At 76.2% G+C, this 19,847-nt stretch carries 14 protein-coding genes and 1 pseudogene; 10 read left to right on the top strand and 5 right to left on the bottom strand.

Annotated features, from left to right (window positions below):
- Positions 1 to 188: pseudogene (locus tag Sru01_RS14525) on the top strand (phospholipid carrier-dependent glycosyltransferase); the annotation flags it as partial.
- A gap of 105 nt (positions 189 to 293) precedes the next feature.
- Here Sru01_RS14525 and Sru01_RS14520 read toward each other — a convergent pair.
- Positions 294 to 2,042 carry a phospholipid carrier-dependent glycosyltransferase gene (locus Sru01_RS14520; protein WP_203984990.1) on the bottom strand — a complete coding sequence of 583 codons (1,749 nt, stop codon included), beginning with the start codon at positions 2,040 to 2,042 and terminating at the stop codon, positions 294 to 296.
- 111 nt (positions 2,043 to 2,153) lie between these two features.
- Here Sru01_RS14520 and Sru01_RS14515 point away from each other — a divergent pair, with 111 nt between their 5' ends.
- The 4 genes from Sru01_RS14515 (at position 2,154) to Sru01_RS14500 (ending at position 7,433) form a co-directional block, all read left to right on the top strand.
- Positions 2,154 to 3,377 carry a glycosyltransferase family 2 protein gene (locus Sru01_RS14515; protein WP_203984988.1) on the top strand — a complete coding sequence of 408 codons (1,224 nt, stop codon included), beginning with the start codon at positions 2,154 to 2,156 and terminating at the stop codon, positions 3,375 to 3,377.
- Between the two features lie 104 nt (positions 3,378 to 3,481).
- Positions 3,482 to 5,263 (top strand): methionine--tRNA ligase, encoded by a 1,782-nt coding sequence (metG, locus tag Sru01_RS14510; RefSeq protein ID WP_203984986.1) that lies wholly within the window; start codon positions 3,482 to 3,484, stop codon positions 5,261 to 5,263.
- A 64-nt stretch (positions 5,264 to 5,327) separates the two neighbouring features.
- A complete protein-coding gene (locus Sru01_RS14505) occupies positions 5,328 to 6,176 on the top strand; it encodes a TatD family hydrolase (protein ID WP_203984984.1) in 849 nt (282 codons plus the stop codon).
- Positions 6,177 to 6,293: 117 nt separating this feature from the next.
- Positions 6,294 to 7,433, top strand: a complete 1,140-nt coding sequence (locus Sru01_RS14500; RefSeq protein WP_203984982.1) for a resuscitation-promoting factor — start codon at positions 6,294 to 6,296, stop codon at positions 7,431 to 7,433.
- A gap of 102 nt (positions 7,434 to 7,535) precedes the next feature.
- Here the strand turns inward: Sru01_RS14500 and Sru01_RS36470 are convergent, their stop codons facing one another.
- Positions 7,536 to 10,310 (bottom strand): protein kinase domain-containing protein, encoded by a 2,775-nt coding sequence (locus tag Sru01_RS36470; protein ID WP_203984981.1) that lies wholly within the window; start codon positions 10,308 to 10,310, stop codon positions 7,536 to 7,538.
- A gap of 139 nt (positions 10,311 to 10,449) precedes the next feature.
- On the opposite strand from Sru01_RS36470, the gene rsmA reads away from it, so the two are divergent.
- Positions 10,450 to 11,310 carry a 16S rRNA (adenine(1518)-N(6)/adenine(1519)-N(6))-dimethyltransferase RsmA gene (gene rsmA, locus Sru01_RS14490; RefSeq protein WP_203984980.1) on the top strand — a complete coding sequence of 287 codons (861 nt, stop codon included), beginning with the start codon at positions 10,450 to 10,452 and terminating at the stop codon, positions 11,308 to 11,310.
- 75 nt (positions 11,311 to 11,385) lie between these two features.
- Here the strand turns inward: rsmA and Sru01_RS14485 are convergent, their stop codons facing one another.
- Both Sru01_RS14485 and Sru01_RS36465 read right to left on the bottom strand, forming a co-directional pair.
- Positions 11,386 to 13,134, bottom strand: coding sequence for a hypothetical protein (locus Sru01_RS14485; protein ID WP_203984979.1), 1,749 nt, complete (start codon positions 13,132 to 13,134; stop codon positions 11,386 to 11,388).
- A gap of 109 nt (positions 13,135 to 13,243) precedes the next feature.
- Complete coding sequence (locus Sru01_RS36465) at positions 13,244 to 14,674, bottom strand: serine/threonine-protein kinase (protein ID WP_307812027.1); 1,431 nt, start codon at positions 14,672 to 14,674, stop codon at positions 13,244 to 13,246.
- A gap of 247 nt (positions 14,675 to 14,921) precedes the next feature.
- Here Sru01_RS36465 and Sru01_RS14475 point away from each other — a divergent pair, with 247 nt between their 5' ends.
- Both Sru01_RS14475 and Sru01_RS14470 read left to right on the top strand, forming a co-directional pair.
- Positions 14,922 to 15,866, top strand: a complete 945-nt coding sequence (locus Sru01_RS14475; protein ID WP_203984995.1) for a 4-(cytidine 5'-diphospho)-2-C-methyl-D-erythritol kinase — start codon at positions 14,922 to 14,924, stop codon at positions 15,864 to 15,866.
- Positions 15,867 to 15,983: 117 nt separating this feature from the next.
- Complete coding sequence (locus Sru01_RS14470) at positions 15,984 to 17,801, top strand: ABC-F family ATP-binding cassette domain-containing protein (protein WP_203984977.1); 1,818 nt, start codon at positions 15,984 to 15,986, stop codon at positions 17,799 to 17,801.
- Positions 17,802 to 17,980: 179 nt separating this feature from the next.
- Here the strand turns inward: Sru01_RS14470 and Sru01_RS14465 are convergent, their stop codons facing one another.
- Positions 17,981 to 18,520, bottom strand: coding sequence for a MarR family winged helix-turn-helix transcriptional regulator (locus Sru01_RS14465; RefSeq protein WP_275412170.1), 540 nt, complete (start codon positions 18,518 to 18,520; stop codon positions 17,981 to 17,983).
- A 57-nt stretch (positions 18,521 to 18,577) separates the two neighbouring features.
- Between Sru01_RS14465 and Sru01_RS14460 the strand changes: the two genes are divergently transcribed.
- Together Sru01_RS14460 and Sru01_RS14455 are read left to right on the top strand one after the other, a co-directional pair.
- Positions 18,578 to 19,360, top strand: a complete 783-nt coding sequence (locus tag Sru01_RS14460) for a trans-aconitate 2-methyltransferase (RefSeq protein WP_239137420.1) — start codon at positions 18,578 to 18,580, stop codon at positions 19,358 to 19,360.
- 111 nt (positions 19,361 to 19,471) lie between these two features.
- Positions 19,472 to 19,847 (top strand): CYTH domain-containing protein (locus tag Sru01_RS14455; RefSeq protein WP_203984975.1); only part of this gene is annotated, 376 nt, incomplete at its 3' end.

Genomic DNA, 19,847 nt, shown 5'->3' with positions numbered 1-19,847 from the left:
TGATCGGTGGGCTCCTCATCGGCCCGGCCGGTCGGGCCACCCGGCGCCGCGCGGTGGGCGCGGCGGTGGTCGGCGCGTTCGTGCTCGTGGCGCTGGTGAACTTCTGGTGGCTGTACCCGGTGATCAGCGCCGAGATCATCCCCTACGACGACTGGCACCGGCGGATGCTCTTCGACCGCTGGATCTGACCCGGGGCCACGGGGGCCCCACCCGAGGTCCAGAAGGTGGACGTGCTCGATCACGGCGGCCGCGGACGCCGGGGCCGCCCGATCGGGCGACCCGGCGGCTCCCGGTCAGGGGGCGGCGGCCGGCTCCCCGGCGCCGGCCTCGGGCTCCGGCTCAGGGCGGCGGGCCGGTCCGGACCGCGGGGCCGGTCCGGGGTCGGTGGCGGGCTCCGGGGCGGACCCGGGCCGCCGGACGGCGCCGGTCCGGACGGCGGGCGTCCCGGCGGCGGGCTCCGGTTCCGCCGCCGTTCCGGGCTCGGGCGATGTCACGGCCATGGGAGCCGCGCGCTCGCCGGACCGGCGGGCCGTCGGGCCGGCGGCGCCCGCCGGCGCCTGGGCGGCCGGGCGGGGACGCAGGCCCCGGCGCAGCACGATCGCCGCCGCGAGGAACGCGAGCGGCGCCGCGGGCAGCAGGTAGCGGTAGTCGAACTCCGCGGTGGCGGCCGGCGCGACCACCAGCGCGCTCGCCGCCAGCAGCGGCAGCACCGCCGGCCCGCCCAGCGTGCGCCAGCGCGCCACGACGCCGGCGAACCCGGCCAGCAGCGCCAGCCCGAGGCCGAGGCCCGGCAGGTACGCGACCCGCTGGTAGCGCTCCATCATCGTCGCCCACGGCCAGTACACCCTGGTGCTGGCCCGGCCCCGCTCGTAGGCGACCATGTCCCGGTCGACCGTGCCGTGGTAGCTCGGCCACTTGGGCGGCGACATGAGCAGCCGCACCGGGTCGCCGGAGTTCACCCCCTTGGCGAAGAACTGGTACTGGTTCCAGGTGTTGGCGTCCGGGAACACCGGCCGGTCCCAGCGGAAGCTGCGCATCAGGTCGCCGGCGACGGCCGAGAGGTAGTCGCCGGGCTGCGCGAGGATGGCCCGCTTGGCGAACCGGCCCGCCGTCTCGTTGACGGTGCGGTCGAACTTCTCGGTGCCCCAGCGGTGCAGCACCTCGCCCTCGCCGCTGTACCACAGGTAGATCTGCGAGAAGGGGTGGTGCTCCCGGCTCGGGTTGTTGCACAGCGGGATCAGGTCCTGCTCGCGCTGCAGGTCCGGCTTGATCTCCTTGCAGTCGGCGAACTTGGCGGTGCGCATGTACAGGATGAGCCCGTCGCTCTGGGTCAGCGCGAACTGCCCGTGCACCGCGGCGAACCACGCCATGTAGGCCGCGACGGGCACGCCGCAGGCCGCCACGACCGCCACGATCGGCCGCCATCCGGTCCGTTTGACCAGGAGGTACACCACCACGACCGCGAGGATCGGCAGCCCGATGCTGCGGGTGAGCGCGGTGAGCGCCAGCAGCAGGCCGACCGCGGCGCCGACCCGCCAGGTGGGCCGCCGGTGCCACAGCACCAGCACGGTCAGGCCCACGATGAGCAGGGTGAACATGGAGTCCGACATGATCAGCTGTTCCAGCTGGATCTGGTAGGCGTCGAACAGCACCGGCATCGTGGCCAGCGTCGCCCCCCAGTCGGGAAGGCCAAATCTCCGGCGGAGAAGCGCATAGATCAGCACCGCGGTGGCCAACCCCATGAGGTGCTGGGTAAAGACCACCATTGCGAAGCTGTGAAAAGGCTTGAGGATCAGCAACCAGAAGCCGTATCCGTCCGGGCGGATCGGGTGCGGGCGGGGGTGCAGCGCGACCGACACGTACTCGTAGGAGTCGTTGAACCACATCGCCGGCCGGTAACCGAGCATCGCGATCAGGCGCAGCGCGGCGCCGAGCGCCACGGCGGTCACGAAGAAGGGCCGCCGCCGGAGAAACCGCAGGACACGCGCCCAGCGGGCCGGCGTCGGCATCCCGGCCTGCTCCGGCCCGGCAACGGTCACCATGGTTTACAGGATGCCAGCCCTTTCGGGGACTTGACCCGAGCACCGGGGGGCAGAGGGCATCATGGTGGAACCAACGCACCGAATGATCGAGGCGCGAACGAGGGGTCCGACGTGGAACTGACCGTGGTCATGCCTTGCCTGAACGAGGCGGAGACCGTCGAGACGTGCGTCCGCAAGGCACTGGCCTGCATGGCGGAGCACGGCATCGAGGGCGAAGTCGTCATCGCTGACAACGGCAGCACCGACGGATCCCAGCAACTCGCCCGGGACGCCGGCGCCCGGGTCGTCCACGTGGACGCCAAGGGGTACGGCAACGCGCTGATCGGCGGCATCCGCGCCGCCCGCGGCCGTTACGTGATCATGGGGGACGCCGACGACTCCTACGACTTCACCGCGCTGCTGCCGTTCGTCACCGAGCTGCGCGCCGGGGCCGACCTGGTGATGGGCAACCGCTTCCGCGGCGGCATCGCGCCGGGCGCCATGCCGCCGCTGCACCGCTACCTCGGCAACCCGGTGCTGTCGTTCATCGGGCGGCTGTTCTTCCCCAGCTCCATCCGCGACTTCCACTGCGGCCTGCGCGGCTTCCGGCGCGACTCCATCCTCAACCTCGGCCTGCAGACCGGCGGCATGGAGTTCGCCAGCGAGATGGTGGTCAAGGCCACCCTGCAGGGGCTGGACGTCCGCGAGGTGCCCACCACGCTGAGCCCGGACGGCCGCTCCCGCCCGCCGCACCTGCGCTCCTGGCGGGACGGCTGGCGCCACCTGCGCTTCCTGCTGCTCTACAGCCCGCGCTGGCTGTTCCTCATCCCCGGCATGGCGCTGATGACCCTCGGCCTGGTGGCGGGCACCGCGCTGACCTTCGGCCCGGTCTACATCGGCAAGCTGGCCTTCGACGTCGACACCCTGGTCGGCGCCTCGGCCATGGTGGTGATCGGCTTCCAGGCGGTGCTGTTCGGCCTGTTCACCAAGGTCTACGCCGCCGAGGAGGGCTTCCTGCCCGAGGATCGCCGCATCCAGCGCCTGGTCGACGTGGTGACCCTGGAGAAGGGCCTGATCGCCGGCGGCCTGCTGGCGGCGGGCGGCTTCGCCGGCCTGATCGCCTCGGTCGCCCACTGGCAGGTGCGCAACTTCGGCCCGCTGATCCCCGCCGAGTCGCTCCGCCTGGTGGTGCCGTCCGCGACGGCGCTGGTGGTCAGCTTCCAGACCATCTTCGCCGCGCTGTTCATCAGCATCCTGGGCATCCGCCGCACCAAGGAGACCCCGGTCGACGTGGCCGCCTCCGCCGCCGAGGAGGCCGCCGAGGCCGTCCAGCGGGAGGCCACCCCGGCCGGGTGACCGGCCGGCGCCGGGCCGGCGGCGGCGTAGGGGTGGCCCCGCCGCCGCCGGGCGGGCCGGGTAATCCGTTCGAGGCGCCGCGCGCGGGCCTCTAGGCTTGTCCCATGGCCCAGCACATCCTGACCGCCGTGGCGTGGCCCTACGCCAACGGCCCCCGCCACATCGGGCACGTCTCCGGATTCGGCGTGCCGTCCGACGTCTTCAGCCGCTACCAGCGGATGGCGGGCAACCACGTGCTGATGGTCAGCGGCACCGACGAGCACGGCACCCCCATCCAGGTGCAGGCCGACCGCGAGGGCGTGACCGCCCGCGAGCTCGCCGACCGCTACAACCGGGTGATCGCCGAGGACCTCACCGCGCTCGGCCTGTCCTACGACCTGTTCACCCGCACCACGACGAGCAACCACTACGCCGTCGCCCAGGAGATCTTCAAGGGGCTGTACGCCAACGGCTACATCTTCCCGAAGACCACGCTGGGCGCGGTGTCCCCGTCCACCGGCCGCACCCTGCCCGACCGGTACATCGAGGGCACCTGCCCCATCTGCGGGTACGACGGGGCGCGCGGCGACCAGTGCGACAACTGCGGCAACCAGCTCGACCCGGTCGACCTGATCGAGCCGCGCAGCCGGATCAACGGCGAGAAGCCGAAGTTCGTGGAGACCGAGCACTTCATGCTCGACCTGCCGGCGTTCACCGAGGCGCTGGGGAGCTGGCTGCAGTCCAAGCAGGGCGAGTGGCGGCCGAACGTGCTGAAGTTCTCGCTCAACCTGCTCGGCGACCTACAGCCGCGCGCGATCAGCCGCGACCTCGACTGGGGCGTGCCCATCCCGCTGGACGGCTGGCGCGACCGCGGCGACAAGCGACTGTACGTCTGGTTCGACGCGGTCATCGGCTATCTCAGCGCGTCCATCGAGTGGGCGCGGCGGTCCGGCGACCCGGACGCCTGGCGGCAGTGGTGGCAGAACCCCGACGCCCGCGGCTACTACTTCATGGGCAAGGACAACATCGTCTTCCACTCCGAGATCTGGCCGGCGATGCTGCTCGGCTACAACGGCAAGGGCGCCCGCGACGGCGACCCGGGGTCGCTGGGCGAGCTGGCGCTGCCCTCGGAGGTGGTGTCCAGCGAGTTTTTGACCATGGAGGGCCGCAAGTTCTCCTCCAGCCGCCAGGTGGTCATCTACGTCCGCGACTTCCTGTCGCGCTATGACGCCGACGCGCTGCGCTACTACATCGCGGTGGCCGGCCCGGAGAACCAGGACACCGACTTCACCTGGTCGGAGTTCGTCAACCGCAACAACGGCGAGCTGGTCGCGGCCTGGGGCAACCTGGTGAACCGCTCGATCTCGATGGCGGCGAAGAACTTCGGGGCGGTGCCGGAGGCCGGCGACCTCACCGACGCCGACCGGGCGCTGCTGGCGCGGAGCAAGGCGGCCTTCCCGGCCGTCGGCGCCGAGCTCGGCCGGTCCCGGTTCAAGAACGCGGTCACCGAGGCGTTCGACGTGGTGCGGGACGCCAACCGCTACCTGGCCGAGCAGGAGCCGTGGAAGCGCAAGGACGAGCCGGAGCGGGTGAAGTCCATCCTGCACGTCGCGCTGCAGGTGGTCGACGACGCCAAGACGCTGCTCACCCCGTTCCTGCCGGCCTCGTCCAACAAGGTGCACGCCATGCTCGGCGGCCAGGGCGTGTGGTCCGGCATGCCGGAGATGCGGGAGGTCGCCGACGAGGACGGGCGCGGCTACCCCGTCATCACCGGCGACTACCACGGCGCGGCGAAGTGGGAGCCGGCGCCGATCCGGCCGGGCACCCCGCTGGCCCCGCCGACGCCGCTGTTCGCCAAGCTCGACCCCAAGCTGGTCGACGAGGAACTGGCCCGCCTCGGCGAGTGAGACCCCCGGCCCCGCGGCAGGCGCCCGCGGGGCCGCCGCGGCCGCCCCGATGGAGAAAGATCACATGACCACGGTTCCGCCCCCGCCCGAGCCGCTCGGCGCGGAGGTGTTCGACAGCCACTGCCACCTCGACATCATGGTCGGCGACCGCAGGGCCGGCGACCCGGTCGGGCTGGCCGCGCAGGCGGCCGGCGGCTCGGTGGAGCGCATCCTGGCCGACGCGCGCGCGGTCGGGGTGACCCGGCTGGTGACGATCGGCTACGACCTGCGCTCGTCGCGGTGGAGCGCCGAGACGGCCGCCGGGCACCAGGGGGTGTACGCGGGGGTGGCGATCCACCCCAACGAGGCGCACGCCGCCACCCCCGAGACGCTGGCCGAGATCGAGAAGCTGGCCCGCGAGCCGCGGGTCCGGGCGGTCGGCGAGACCGGCCTGGACTTCTACCGCGACTGGGCGTCCCGGGCCGACCAGGAGGCCTCGTTCCGCGCGCACATCGAGATCGCCAAGCGCACCGGCCGGGCGCTGGTGATCCACGACCGGGAGGCGCACGACGACGTGCTGCGCGTGCTGGCCGAGGAGGGCGCGCCGGACGTGGTGGTCTTCCACAGCTACTCCGGTGACGCCGAGATGGCCCGCCGGTGCGTCGACGCCGGATATTTCATGTCCTTCTCCGGGCCGGTCACCTACAAGAACGCCGGGTACCTGCGGGAGGCGGCCCGGCTGGCGCCGGCCGAGCTGCTGCTGGTGGAGACCGACGCCCCCTACCTGCCGCCCACCCCGCACCGGGGCCGGCCCAACGCCCCGTACCTGATCCCGCTCACCCTGCGCTGCCTGGCCGAGGTGCGGTCCACCGATCCGGACGAGCTGGCCCGGGCGATCTCGGCCAACGGGGAGCGGGTCTTCGGCGCCTGGTAGTCCGGGGCGCCGGTCAAGGACGGTCGATCGGCGGGCCTTGGTTCGGTCGATCCGGCCGGCGTCCCCGGGCGGTGCCGCTAGCGTCGTGGGCCGGTCTCTTTCCGAAGGACGGGCGCAGTGGATCGATCACCGTTCCGAAGATCGGGCGTGCGGCGGGCCGGGGTCCGGCGGGCCCGGCGGCGCCTGGTCCGCTTCGCCGGTGCCCGCCGGGCCGGATCGCGCCGCGCCGCCCGGCCGGGCCGCCGGACGCGGGCGGGCCGGCTCGTCCGGACGGGCCGCGCCGCCCGGGCCCGCCGGGTCGCGCGGGCCGGGTCCCGGCGGGCCCCGCGCCGGCCGTGCCGGCCGCTCCGCGCGCTCCGCGCCGTCCGTCTCGGCCCGTGGACGGTGACCGGGGTCGCCGCCGCCGGCGGCATCCTGGCCGGCGTGCTGGCCGGGATGGCGATGACCAAGGAGGTGCGGCTGGTCGTCGACGGCGGCGAGACCACGGTCCGCCGGTTCGGCGGCACCGTGCGGGACGTGCTGGCCGCCCGGCGGGTGCCGGTCGGCCCGCGTGACGAGGTCCACCCGGCCCGCGACACCGAGATCCGGGACGGCACCGCGATCGTCGTCCGGCACGCCCGCCCGCTGGAGCTGACCGTGGACGGCCGGCACAGCCGGCACACCGTCACCGCGCTGAACGTCGGCGAGGCCCTGCAGCAGCTGCACCTGAACGGCCACCGGGCCACCCTGTCGGACTCGCGGATGCGGCAGATCCCGGTGTCGGGGTTCGCGTTGAAGGTGCGCACCCACCGGCGGGTGACCGTGGTCCGCGGCGGGGTGCGCTGGGACGTGGTCACCACCGCCGCCACGGTGCGCGCCGTGCTGGCCGAACACGGCATCACCCTGGCCCGCGGCGACCGGCTGCGGCCCCGGGCGGGCGCCTTCCCGGCGGACGGGCAGATCATCCGGATCATTCCGCTGCCGCCGCCGCTGCCGCCGCACCTCGTGCCGGTGCACCCGTTCGTGGCCGCGCTCAACTGGGCGGCGCTGGCCCGATGCGAGACCGCCGGCGACCCCAAGGCGTTCGACCCCGGCGGCCCTTATTTCGGGATGTACCAGTTCAGCCTGCCCATGTGGCGGGCGGTCGGCGGCACCCGGACCCCGCTGGACTGGCCGGCCGCCGAGCAGACCTACCGCGCCCAACTGCTCTTCCAGCGGGTCGCCGGCCGCTGGCGCGGCCAGTGGCCGGCCTGCGGCCCGCACCTGTTCCTGCGCTGACCCTCCCGCCGCCGTCCCGGCCGGCCGCCGCGGGGTTCGCTCCGCTCCGCCGGGACGGCGAGCCCGCGGCGGGCGTGCGGTTCCGCGGCGTTCCGGCCGGGTTCAGCCCGCGGTGGCCGTACCGAAGCGGCCGCCGGCGTCCCCGCCGGGGGCGCCGTCCCCGCCGGGCTCCAGCGGCCGGACCGGGGCGCCGTCCCGCAGCAGCAGGGCCACGCCTCCGTCGTCCGGCCGGCCGCCGGTGCCGCCGTCCGGGTCGCCGCCCGGCAGGCCGGCGACCAGCCCGGTTCCCGGCGCGTACGGCTGGGGGGCTCCGGTCGCGGCGAGCGACCAGCCCAGCAGGTCCCAGGGCCGCGCGGTGGCGGAGCGGTAGGTCCGCTCGCCGCCGTTCCCGGCGAGCGGGAACTCCCGCACCGATCCGGTCCTCGCCCGGCCGTCGAACGGGCTGCCGGCCGCCAGGTACAGCGTGTCCCCGCCGGCGGTCATGTCCAGCGACCAGCCGAGCCCGGTTCCCCGCCCGGTGTCGCGGATCGTCCGATCCGGCGCGAGCCGGCCGTCCGGGCCGCGCCGGAATATCTGGATCAGGCCGGTGCCGGCGGCGGTCCCTTCGGTGGCCGGGGCGCTCACTGCCAGGAACACCTCCCCCTGGTACTCGGCGTATGCCAGGGCATGGCCGAAGCGGGCACCTTGGGCCTGCGACACCGTGCCGGCCGGGGCGGGCGGGCCGAACTTGGTGGTCCGGTACGGGCCGGTGGCGGAGGCGGCGTCGTAGACCACCTCGACCGCTCCGGCGTCGGCGATGCCGGCGTCGCCGCGCTGGCGGCCGGCGCCGTCGTCGTTCTCGTACGGGGCACCGATCACCAGGTCGGGGTCCCCGGCCCGGCCGCCCAGCCGGCCGAACACCAGCGACCAGCCGAACATGTCGCCCTGCTCGCCGTTGCCGGTGACGCCGGGGGACTCCTGGGTGATCCGGCGGGCCGGGAGCGGCTCGCCGGGCGTGCTCATCCGGAAGGTGTAGACGGCGCCGGAGTCGGCGGTGCGGTCGGCGTCCTCGTGCGGGGCGCCCACCGCGATCAGCGACTCGCCGGCCCCCGGCGAGCGGACCGCGGCGACCGACCAGCCGAAGTGCGCGTCCTGCTCCGGCGCGGGCGCCGAGAGCCGGGTGACGGCGGACGGGGGGACCGTGCCGCGGTAGGGGCCGCCGCGGACCAGGTACACCGCACCGGCCGCCGATCGCCCGCCGCTCGCCGCGTAGGGGGCGCCGATGATGAGGTCCAGGCAGCCGTCGGCGTCGAGGTGCGCGGCCCGCACCGTCCGGCCGAACCCGTCGCCGCGCCGCCCGTCCGGTGCGGCGATGGCGAGGCCGGGGCCGCCCTCCGCGTCCAGCGGCCGGATGAACACGGTGCCCGCGCCGGCCCCGCCCGCCGCGGTCGCCCGCGGGGCGCCGATCGCGACGTCGTCCCGGCCGTCGCCGTCGAAGTCGTTCGGGCCGGCCGCCGAGCAGTCCGCCGGGCCGGTGACCCGGGCGAAACCGGGTGCGGTGGCGCCAGGATCCGGCGCACCGCCCGGCCCGCCGCTGTCGCGGACGGTTCCGGAGCGGTCGGCGAACGTGACGGCCAGCAGGCCGCCGGCGGCGGCCAGCACCGCCAGCAGCAGGAGCACGAGCGGCCACCGCCGCCGGCCGGCCGGCCGGCGCGCCGGCGTGCCCGACATGGCGGGTATGGCAGACGAGGTGCCGGCGGCGGGCTCCACCACGGTCGCCGGCTCGCCAGGACCGCCACCCGGCACCGTGAGCGCGGCGCCGGGATCCGGCCCCGGCACCGTGCCGGCCGGATCGGGCCCGGGCGGGCCGGGAGCCGGGGTGGGCGTCGTGGCGGCCGGGCCGGGGCCAGGCGCCGGGACGGCGGCCGGGAGGCCGGGCGGCGGCCCGGTGGGTGTGGGCGGGTCGGGGATCGCGGCGGCCACGTTCGCCGGGGGCTCCCACGCCTGTTCGAGCAGCGCGGTCGCGTCGAGCGCCGGCGGGCCGGCCGGTTCCGCGGCGGGCCCGGGCAGGGTCACCTCCCCGCCGACCAGGGCGATGAGGAGTTCCTGGGCGGTGGGCCGGCGCGCCGGGTCGGGCTCGGTGGCCAGCCGGGCCAGCCGGTCGAGCGGCGCGGGCAGCGCTCCGAGGTCGGGCCGGCCGTGCAGCACGCGGGCCGCCATGGTCATCAGGTCGCCGTGGCCGAACGGGTGCCGCCCGTTGCCCGCGTAGGCGACCAGGCATCCCCAGGCGAAGACGTCCGCGGCGGGCGTGATCTCCTCGCCGCGCACCTGCTCGGGCGCCCACCAGCCGGGCGTGCCGAGCAGCTCGCCCGATCTGGTCATCCCCTGGGTGGCGTCCAGCGCCCGGGAGATGCCGAAGTCGATCACCCGCGGGCCGGAGATGGACAGGATCACGTTGGCCGGTTTGAGGTCGCGGTGCACCAGGCCGGCCACGTGGATCGCGGCCAGCGCCGCCGCCACGCCGAGCGCGACGCCGTGCAGCGTGCCCGGCTCCAGCGCGCCGTGCCGGGTGATCTGCCGGGACAGCGGGGTCCCGGCGATGTACTCGGTCACCAGGTAGGGGCGGCCGTCGTCGGCGTCGCCGTTGTCCAGCACCCGCGCGGTGCAGAAGGACGCCACCCGGCGCGCGTTGGCCACCTCGGCGTGGAAGCGCGCCGCGAAGCCCTCGTCCAGGGTGAAGGACGGCTTGACCACCTTGACCGCCACCGGGCGGCCGGCCGGATCCCGCGCCAGGTACACCGTTCCCATGCCGCCCTCGCCGAGCCGGCCCGCCACCAGGTAGGGGCCGATGCGGGGCGGGTCGTCCGGGCGCAGTGGGGCCGCACCGGTACGGTCCATCGGGGAGGCCTCCTCGCTGTCGGGCACGCCCATTGTGGCCGTGGCCGCTTTCGGACCGCTTGCCGGTCGATAACGGCCGGGCCGCGGCCCGGCCGGCCGGCGTGCGTCCATCTGTCGTTCGATGCGACACACTGGATGGATGGGAAGTTCGATTGTCAGCCTGCTGGGCCCCGCAGATATACGTAATTTGGCTGACAAGTTGGATCTACGGCCGACCAAACGGCTCGGGCAGAACTTCGTCATCGACGGCGGCACGGTCCGGCGCATCGTCCGGGCGGCCGGGGTGACGCCGCCGGATGTGGTGCTGGAGGTCGGCCCGGGGCTGGGCTCGCTCACCCTGGCGCTGCTGCCGGAGGCCGGCCACGTGGTCGCGGTGGAGATCGACCCGGTGCTGGCCGGACAGCTGCCGGTGACGGTGGCCGAGCGCGCCCCCGCGCTGGCCGGTCGGCTCACCGTGGTGCGCGCCGACGCGATGCGGGTGCGGCCGGAGGAGCTCGGCCGCGAGCCGGCCGCGCTGGTGGCGAACCTCCCCTACAACGTGGCGGTGCCGGTCGTGCTGCACCTGCTGGAGGTGCTGCCGTCGCTGCGCGGCGGGCTGGTGATGGTGCAGTCGGAGGTGGCCGACCGGATGGCCGCCGGCCCCGGCTCCAAGGTGTACGGCATCCCCTCGGTGAAGGCCGCCTGGTACGCCGACGTGCGCCGGGCCGGCCCGGTGGGCCGCACGGTGTTCTGGCCGGTGCCGAACGTCGACTCCGGGCTGGTGGCGCTGACCCGGCGGGAGCCGCCGCCCACCTCGGCCACCCGCGAGGAGGTCTTCCAGGTGGTCGACGCGGCGTTCGCCCAGCGCCGCAAGACGCTGCGGGCCGCGCTCGCCTCCTGGGCCGGCACCCCCGCGGCCGCGGAGGGCGCGCTGCGCGCCGCCGGCGTCGACCCGTCCCGCCGCGGCGAGCAGCTGACGATCGAGGACTTCGCCCGGATCGCCGAGCACCGCCCGCGCTGACCCCGCGCCCGCCGACAGAAGTCGCCCGGACGTGGCGCCGGACGTGCGGCCGGCCGGGCGCCGTTCGCCGGTGGGTCAGCCGGCCAGTGCCGCGCCGAAGTCGACGACCTGGGCGGGCCGGCGCGGGTCGGCCACCGGGACGGTCCCGTCCCCGGGGCGCAGCATCACCACGTGGCCGCCGGTGGGACGGGCCAGCGCGACCGCCCCGGTGCGCTCCCGGTCGGGCACGCCGATGACCAGCCAGCCGCCGCCCGCGCCGCCGACCGCCCAGCCGAAGTGGTCGTAGGTCTGCGCCACCCGGGAGGTGATCACGGTGGCCGGCCCGGTCGGCGGGTCCGTCCCCGGTCGGTCCGGCTCGCCGATCGGCACGGCGTGCACGGCCCCGGTCTCCGGATGCCCGGCGGCGTCGCCCTCGAAGGGCACGCCGACCGCCAGCACGCCGCCGGCGAAGGCCAGCGAGAAGCCGAACCGGTCCCCCGGCTCCGCGGCGTCACCGATCTGGTGCGCCCCCTGCCGGAGCGTGCCGGCCGGGCGCGGGTCACGGCCGGGGTCGCCGGCGCGCAGCAGCTGGACCGCCCCCGCGTCCCGGACCCCGGCCGCGTCGGCACCGGGCGCGCCCACCGCCAGGTAGTGCCGGCCGTCCCGCTCCCCGCTCGCCAGGGCGTACCCGAACAGGTCGCCCGGCCGGGCGGTGACCTCGGTGCCGAGCGTGGAAAGGTCGGCGGGCACGCCGCGCGGGACGCCGCCGCCCGCCGGGTCGAGCAGCACGGTGAGCTTGCCGGCGTCCGGCAGCGCGGTGCCCGCGACGTCCCGGTCCTCGTAGGGGGCCCCGACGGCCAGGTCCGTGCCCGGCCCGCCGCCGAGCGCGCCGAGGGCGAGCGACCAGCCGAACAGGTCGCCCGGCTCGCCGTCGCCGGGCACCCCGCCCGTCTCCTGGGTGAGCCGGCGGGGCGGGCCGGCCTGCCGGCCGCCGGCCCCGCCGAAGCGGAACAGGTAGGCGGCGCCGGAGTCGGGCACGCCGTCCGCGTCCTCGTAGGGCGCGCCGGCGGCGAGCAGGCCCGGGGCGACGGCGAGCGACCAGCCGAAGTGGGCGCCGTTGCGCGGCTCGGGGGCGCGCAGCTCGGTGCGCGGCGCGCCGGCCCGGCCGAAGCCGGGGCCGCCCCAGTACACCTGGACGGCGCCCGCGCCGGGCACCGCGGTGACCTGGCCGCCGGCCCGGGCGCCGTCCTCGGCCCGGTACGGGTTGGCCACCACCAGGTCCAGGCAGCGGTCGCCGTCCAGGTGCCCGGCGCGGGCCACCCAGCCGCCGTCGCCGGCGGTGTGCGCGAAGGCCGCGGCGCGCACCGCGGGCAGGCCGTAGGGCGTGCCGGCCAGCAGGTAGAGCCGCCCGCCGCCGACCCAGCCCTCCAGCGGGTCGCCGAACGGGTCGCCGACCACGATGTCGTCATGGCCGTCCCCGTCGAAGTCGGCGGCGCCGGCGCGCGCGCACGGGTCGGTCGCCGGCCGCGGCGAGGGCGGGGCGACCGGAGGCGGGACGGCCGTGGCCGTGGTGACCGGCCCGGAGGTGGCCGGGGCCGGCGTGGCGCCGGGCGAGCCGGTGCCCGGCGGCGGGGCGGACGGCGGCGGGCTGGGCGGCGCGGGGGAGCCGGCCGGCGGGCTGCTCGGCGTCGGGGGCGGCGGGCCGGAGGTCGGCACGCCGCTCGGCTCGGGGTTCGCCGGCGCGGCCCGCACCGTGGCGGCCGGGACGGCGCCCGCGGCCGGGCCGGGCCCGGCCAGCGCGGGCAGCGCGAGCAGCATGGCGGTGAACAGCAGCGGGCGCTTCATGGTCGCACCTCGGCCGGGGCGGCGGCTGGACGGCGCCGGAGAGCGCGGGCGATGGCCGCCGCACGACCGGAGTCGGCCGGGGCGGCGCCGGGCGGCGCGGGCGGGAGTCTCACAGCCGCACCTCGACGGGGGCGGCGCCGGACAGCAGGGCGCCGGACAGCGCGGCCGGGGTCCGCCCGGCGGGCAGGACGTACTCGCCGGTGAACGGCAGCACCTGCCCCGGCTGGACGTCGATGGACGCGTCCGGGCCGGCGGGCGCGGTGCCGCCGAGCATGGGGAGGCCGGCCGGTCGCCCGGCCCGGGTGGCGGGGTGCCGCTCGTGCCGGTCGTCGACCAGATCCGGCAGGCCGGCCAGCCGCACCGGGGCCGCGCCCAGGTTGAGGACGAACCAGGAGGCCAGGCAGGTCTGCCGGTCGGCCAGCCGGCGGCCGGCCTGGTAGGCGGGCAGCCCGCAGCGCGGCGCGGCGGGGAGCAGGATCTGCAGGTCACCGGTGATGATCCGCCGGCCGATGTCGTCGGCCCGATCCGGGCCGGCCTGGACGGCCGGGGGGCGCCGCCCAGCGCGCTGCCACAGCGACAGGGCGAGGACGCCGCCGCCGACCAGCACCACCAGGGCCAGCAGCCCGGCCGTCCAGGCCAGGCGCCGCCGCCCCCGCCGGGGGCGCTGCTCCGGTACGGCCGGCGCGGGGGCGGCCGGCTCGGTCCCGGCGGCGGCGGCGTGGAGGTTGCCGGGCGGCTCCCACATCGCCTCCAGCACCCGGGTGGCCGGTTCTTCGGCGTCCGCGCCGCCGATCAGGGCGAGCAGCAGTTCCCGGGCGGTGGGCCGGGCCGCCGGGTCGCGGTGCACCGCCCGGCGGACCAGCGGTTCGAGCGAGGCGGGCAGCCCGCCGAGGTCGGGCTCCTCGTGCATGATGCGGTAGGCGACCGCCATGGCGCCGCCCGCGCCGAAGGGGTGGCGCCCGTTCCCGGCGTAGGCGACCAGGCAGCCCCAGGCGAAGACGTCCGTGGCCGGGGTGACCGGCCGGCCGTCGATCTGCTCGGGGGCCCACCAGCCCGGGGTGCCGACGACCTCGCCGGTCAGCGTGGGGCCGGTGGCGGCGTCCAGCGCGCGGGCGATGCCGAAGTCGATCACTCGCGGTCCGGTGAGCGAGAGGATGACGTTGCCGGGCTTGAGGTCCCGGTGCACCAGCCCGGCCGCGTGGATCGCCGCGAGCGCGGCGCACACGCCGAACGCCAGCCCGACCAGGGCCGAGCCCGGCAGCGGGCCGTGCTCGCCGATCTGCGCCGACAGCGGGGTGCCGGCGATGTACTCGGTCACCAGGTAGGGGCGCCCGTCGTCGGCCACCCCGTCGTCCACCACCGCGGCGGTGCAGAACGACGCGACCCGGCGGGCGTTGGCCACCTCGGCCCGGAACCGGGCGGCGAAGCCGCCGTCCTCGGCGTGGCGCCGCCGCACGACCTTCACCGCGACCGGCCGCCCGCCGGGGGCGGTGCCGAGATAGACCGTTCCCATGCCGCCCTCGCCGAGCCGGCGGGTCAGGGTGTAGGGGCCGATCCGCGCCGGGTCGTCGTCGCGGAGCGGGGCGCCCGGGGTGCTCCGATCGTCGATACCGCTCTCCTTAGCCCGTCACCCGGCCGCCCGGCGCGCGCCGGTGCCCGGCCGGGCCCCCGCGATCACCGTACAGATATTCGCCGCAGGCCGCTGGGACGTTCCCCCATATATCGGCCATTGTCCGGCGAGATGGCTGGTGGTCTGGTGCCGGTTATCATCGGGTCCCGTGATTTCCGTGACGGTCCGGGTGCCGGCCAAGGTCAACCTCCAGCTCGCCGTCGGCCCGCCCCGCGCCGACGGGTACCACGACCTGGTCAACGTCTTCCACGCCGTCTCGCTGTTCGACGAGGTCACCGCGTCCGCCGCCGGGTCCGCCACCGGGTCCGCCACCGGGTCCGGCACCGGAGGGTCCGGGGTCACCGTCGAGGTCACCGGGGAGTCGGCGGGCGAGGTGCCGCTGGACGAGGACAACCTGGCCGTCCGCGCCGCCCGCGCCCTCGCCCGGCACGCCGGGCGGCCGCCCGGCGTCCGGCTGGTGATCCGCAAGGCGATCCCGGTCGCCGGCGGCATGGCCGGCGGCAGCGCCGACGCGGCCGCCGCGCTGGTGGCCTGCGACCGGCTGTGGGGGCTCGGCCTGCCCGCCGCGCGACTGATGGACATCGGCGCCGAGCTGGGCAGCGACGTGCCCTTCGCGCTGCTCGGCGGGACGGCGGTCGGCACCGGGCGCGGGGAGCGGCTGTCGCCGCTGCCGGACGCCGGGCCGTTCCACTGGGTGTTCGCGCTGGCCGGCGGCGGGCTGTCCACGCCCGCGGTGTACGCCGAGTGCGACCGGCTGCGCGCGGCCGCCGGCCAGGACCCCGGGGAGCCGGCCATCTCCACGGCACTGGTCGCCGCGCTGGCCGCCGGCGACGCCCGGGCCCTCGGCGCCGCGCTGGCCAACGACCTGGAACCGGCCGCGCTGGCCCTGCGCCCGTCGCTGGCCGGAGTGCTGGCGGCCGGTCGCGAGCACGGCGCGCTCGGCGCGCTGGTCTCCGGGTCCGGTCCGACCTGCGCGTTCCTCGCCGGGTCCGCCGGCCGGGCGAAGTCGCTGGCCGCCGCGCTGCGCGCCGCGGGCGTCTGCCGGGCCGCGGTCACCGCGGCCGGGCCCGTCCCCGGCGCGACCGTCGTCTCCGGCGGCTGAGCGGCGCCGGCAGGGTGCGGGCCGGCCGGCGGGGTGCGGCCGGCCGGCGGGGTGCGGACGGCTGGCGGGGTGCGGGCGGCCGGGACAGGGGCGGGCTGCCGATAGGCTTTGAGGGCGATGAATCTGGTCAATCTCGAATCGGTCTCCCATGCCTACGGGCCCAAGCCGCTGCTGGCGCAGGTCTCGCTCGGCATCGAGGCGGGCGACCGCGTCGGCGTCGTCGGGCGCAACGGCGACGGCAAGACCACCCTCATCTCGCTGATCGCGGGCACGCTCGCGCCCGACTCCGGCCGGGTGACGCACAACCGCGGCCTACGGGTCGGCCACCTGTCCCAGGGTGACCGGCTGGATCCGGCGGCGACCGTTCGGCAGATCGTGCTGGGCGACCGCGCCGAGCACGAGTGGGCCGGCGACCAGGCGGTCCGCGAGATCCTGGCCAACCTGCTGGGCGACATCGACCTGTCGGCCCGGGCCGGCGAGCTGTCCGGTGGCGAGCGCCGGCGCACCGACCTGGCCCGCCTGCTCATCGAGGACCACGACCTGGTCGTGCTGGACGAGCCGACCAACCACCTCGACATCGAGGCCATCGCCTGGCTGGCCGCGCACCTGACCGCCCGCCGGTCGGCGCTGCTGGTGGTCACCCACGACCGGTGGTTCCTGGACGCGGTGTGCACCCGCACCTGGGAGGTCGTCGGCGGCACCGTGCAGCGCTACGAGGGCGGTTACGCCGCGTACGTGCTGGCCAAGGCCGAGCGGGCGCGCATCGCCCAGGCCGCCGAGGAGCGCCGGCAGAACCTGATGCGCAAGGAGATCGCCTGGCTGCGCCGCGGCCCGCCCGCGCGCACCTCCAAGCCGAAGTTCCGCATCGACGCGGCGCAGGCGCTGATCGCCGACGAGCCGCCGCCGCGCGACACCGTCGAGCTGGTGCGGTTCGCCGCCGCCCGGCTCGGCCGCACGGTCTACGACCTGGAGGACGTAACGCTGCACGCCGGTGGCCCCGGCCAGGGGCCGCTGGTGCTGGACCGCTGCACCTGGCAGCTCGGTCCCGGCGACCGCGTCGGCCTGATCGGGGTGAACGGCTCGGGCAAGTCGTCGCTGCTGCGCCTGCTGTCCGGCTCGGTCGTCCCGGACGCCGGGCGGGTCGTCCGCGGCCGGACGGTCCGCCTGGCGCACCTGTCGCAGGAGCTGGCCGAGCTCGACCCGGCGCGCCGGGTGCTGGAGACGGTGGAGGAGGTCCGCAAGTTCATCCAGGTCGGCAAGCGCGAGTGGACGGCGTCCCAGCTGCTGGAGCGGCTCGGCTTCCGCGGCGAAGCGCAGTGGAAGGTCGTCGGCGACCTGTCCGGCGGCGAGCGGCGCCGCCTGCAGCTGCTCCGGCTGCTGATGGACGACCCGAACGTGCTGCTGCTGGACGAGCCGACCAACGACCTGGACATCGAGACGCTGAACGAGCTGGAGGACCTGCTCGACGCCTGGCCGGGCACGCTGGTGCTGGTCAGCCACGACCGCTACTTCCTGGAGCGGGTGACCGACCGGTGCGTCGCGCTGCTCGGCGACGGGCGGCTGTCGATGCTGCCCGGCGGCGTGGAGGAGTACCTCCAGCGGCGGGCGGCCGGTGCCGCGCTCACCGCCCGGGCCGCCGCCGCGGCGCCCGGGTCCACGGTCGCCGCGGCCACCGCGCCGGGGACGGCGGCCCCGGCCGCGCCGGCCGGCCCGTCGGCCAAGGAGGCGCGCGAGGCGCGCAAGGAGCTGGCCAGGCTGGAGCGCCGGCTGGACCAGATCACCGGCAAGGAGGCCACGCTGCACGCGGCCATGGCCGAGGCGGCCGCCGACTACGCGCGGCTGGCCACGCTGGACGCCGAGCTGAAGGAGCTGGCGGCGCAGAAGGAGTCCGTCGAGCTGGAGTGGATGGAGCTGGCCGAGCGTCTCGGCGACTGAGCCGCCCGCCCGCCAGGTGTGCCCCCGCCCCGCCCGGCTCCGTGGGTCCCCTTGCCCCGGCCGCCGTGGCCGGCCATGTTGCTCGGATCACGCTGTTCGGATCACGCTGCTCGGGCCATGTTGTTCGGATCACGCTGTTCGGGCCATGTCGTTCGAGCCCCGCTGCTCGGCCGCCGCGGTCAGCCGCCGTTGTGGCCCGCGTCGAACGGGGCGAGCAGGGTGCGCAGCAGGTCGGCCAGGGTGCGCTGGTCGTGCTCGGGCAGGCCGGCCAGCAGTTCGCGCTCGCGCCGCAGCAGGTCGGCGAAGGCGGCGTCCACCCGTTCCCGGCCGAGGTCGGTGAGCGAGACCAGCACGCCGCGCCGGTCCTCGGGGTCGGGGCGGCGCCGCACCAGCCGGGCGGCGGCCAGCCGGTCGATGCGGTTGGTCATGGTGCCCGAGGTGACCAGGGTGGCGCGCAGCAGCGCGCCGGGGCTCAGCTCGTACGGCTCGCCGGACCGGCGCAGCGCGGTGAGCACGTCGAACTCCCACGGCTCCAGGCCGTGCTCGGCGAACGCCGCCCGGCGGGCCCGGTCCAGATGGCGGCTGAGCCGGGAGACCCGGCTCAGCACCTGCAGCGGTGACACGTCGAGGTCGGGACGCTCCTGGTGCCAGGAGCTGACGAGCTCGTCCACCTCGTCCCGCACGGGGCCGGTGGCGGCTTCGCTTCGGCGCGTCGACATGAGATCGAGTCTATCTCTCTTGACATCGAGACATCTCACCCGATAAAAGATATCTTGATGTCAAGAGATATTTGGGACCCGGCGGTGTACGGGCGATACGCCGGCGAGCGGGCACGTCCCTTCCACGAACTGATCGCCCGGATCCCGGCCGAGCGTCCGGAGCGGGTGGCCGATCTCGGCTGCGGCTCCGGCGAGCTGACCGTGGAGCTGGCCCGGCGCTGGCCGGCCGCGACGGTGACCGGCCTGGACTCCTCGGCCGCCATGATCGCCAAGGCGCCGGCCGGGCACGACCGGGTGAGCTTCACGGTGGCCGACATCCGCACCTGGCGCCCGGAGCGCCCGGTCGACGTGATCGTCTCCAACGCCGCCCTGCAGTGGGTGCCCGAGCACCGCGACCTGCTGCCGCGCCTGGCCGGTGACCTGCGGCCCGGCGGCGTGCTCGCCTTCCAGGTCCCGGGCAACTTCGACGCGCCGAGCCACGTGGCCGTGCGCCGGCTGTGTCGCTCGGCGGAGTGGCGGGACGAGCTGGCCGACCTGGTGCGTTACGAACCGGTGGACGACCCGCAGGGCTACCTGGCCCGGCTGGCCGGCCTCGGCTGCCTGGTGGACGCCTGGGAGACGACCTACGTCCACGTGCTGCCGGGCGACGACGCGGTGCTCGGCTGGATCAAGGGCACCGCGCTGCGGCCCATGCTCGACCGGCTGGCCGATCGGCCCGAGCGCCGTGCCGCCTTCCTCGCGGCCTGCGCGGAGATGCTGGCCGAGGCGTACCCGCCGCGCCCGTACGGCACCCTGTTCCCGTTCCGCCGCGTCTTCGTGGTGGCCCGCGCGCCCGGCTGACGGGTATCGCACGGTCCCGGAGGCCGGGTTCCCTCAAACCGCTTAAATCCGTCGAAAACGGCTATCAATCAGCCCCGGACGAGGGGCGTCCCGGCGGGCTTGGGGGAGACGATGGCGATCGAGATCGAGGACAAGTTCGATGTGCCCGAGGGGTTCGAGGTACCGGACCTCTCCGGGGTGCGCGGCTGCGCCGAAGCGGTCGAGATGGTCGGCCACCGGCTGGTCGCGGTCTACTTCGACACCGCCGACCTGCGGCTGGCGGCCCGCGGCGTCACCCTGCGCCGGCGGCGCGGCGGCGACGACGCCGGCTGGACCCTCAAGCTGCCGGCCGCCAAGGGGGCGCGGGAAGAGATCACCTGCCCGCTCACCCGCAGTGCCAAGATCGTCCCGGCCGAGCTGGCCGGCACGGTCCTCGGCTACACCCGTGGCGCGCCGCTGGTCCCGGTGGCCGAGCTGCGCACCGTCCGCGCGGTGACCGTGCTACGTG

It is taken from the genome of Sphaerisporangium rufum (genome assembly GCF_016863395.1).
In the GTDB taxonomy this organism is placed as follows: Bacteria; Actinomycetota; Actinomycetes; order Streptosporangiales; family Streptosporangiaceae; genus Sphaerisporangium; species Sphaerisporangium rufum.
The sequence above is the reverse complement of the archived record's forward strand: the minus strand, read 5'-3'. Positions and strand labels throughout refer to the sequence as shown.

Excerpts from the sequence above, each read along its gene's own strand:
- Sru01_RS14520 (WP_203984990.1), bottom strand. The coding sequence starts at position 2,042 with ATGGTGACCGTTGCCGGGCCGGAGCAGGCCGGGATGCCGACGCCGGCC.
- metG (WP_203984986.1), top strand. The coding sequence starts at position 3,482 with ATGGCCCAGCACATCCTGACCGCCGTGGCGTGGCCCTACGCCAACGGC.
- Sru01_RS14505 (WP_203984984.1), top strand. The coding sequence starts at position 5,328 with ATGACCACGGTTCCGCCCCCGCCCGAGCCGCTCGGCGCGGAGGTGTTC.
- Sru01_RS36470 (WP_203984981.1), bottom strand. The coding sequence starts at position 10,310 with ATGGACCGTACCGGTGCGGCCCCACTGCGCCCGGACGACCCGCCCCGC.
- rsmA (WP_203984980.1), top strand. The coding sequence starts at position 10,450 with ATGGGAAGTTCGATTGTCAGCCTGCTGGGCCCCGCAGATATACGTAAT.
- Sru01_RS14485 (WP_203984979.1), bottom strand. The coding sequence starts at position 13,134 with ATGAAGCGCCCGCTGCTGTTCACCGCCATGCTGCTCGCGCTGCCCGCG.
- Sru01_RS14470 (WP_203984977.1), top strand. The coding sequence starts at position 15,984 with ATGAATCTGGTCAATCTCGAATCGGTCTCCCATGCCTACGGGCCCAAG.
- Sru01_RS14465 (WP_275412170.1), bottom strand. The coding sequence starts at position 18,520 with ATGTCGACGCGCCGAAGCGAAGCCGCCACCGGCCCCGTGCGGGACGAG.
- Sru01_RS14460 (WP_239137420.1), top strand. The coding sequence starts at position 18,578 with ATGTCAAGAGATATTTGGGACCCGGCGGTGTACGGGCGATACGCCGGC.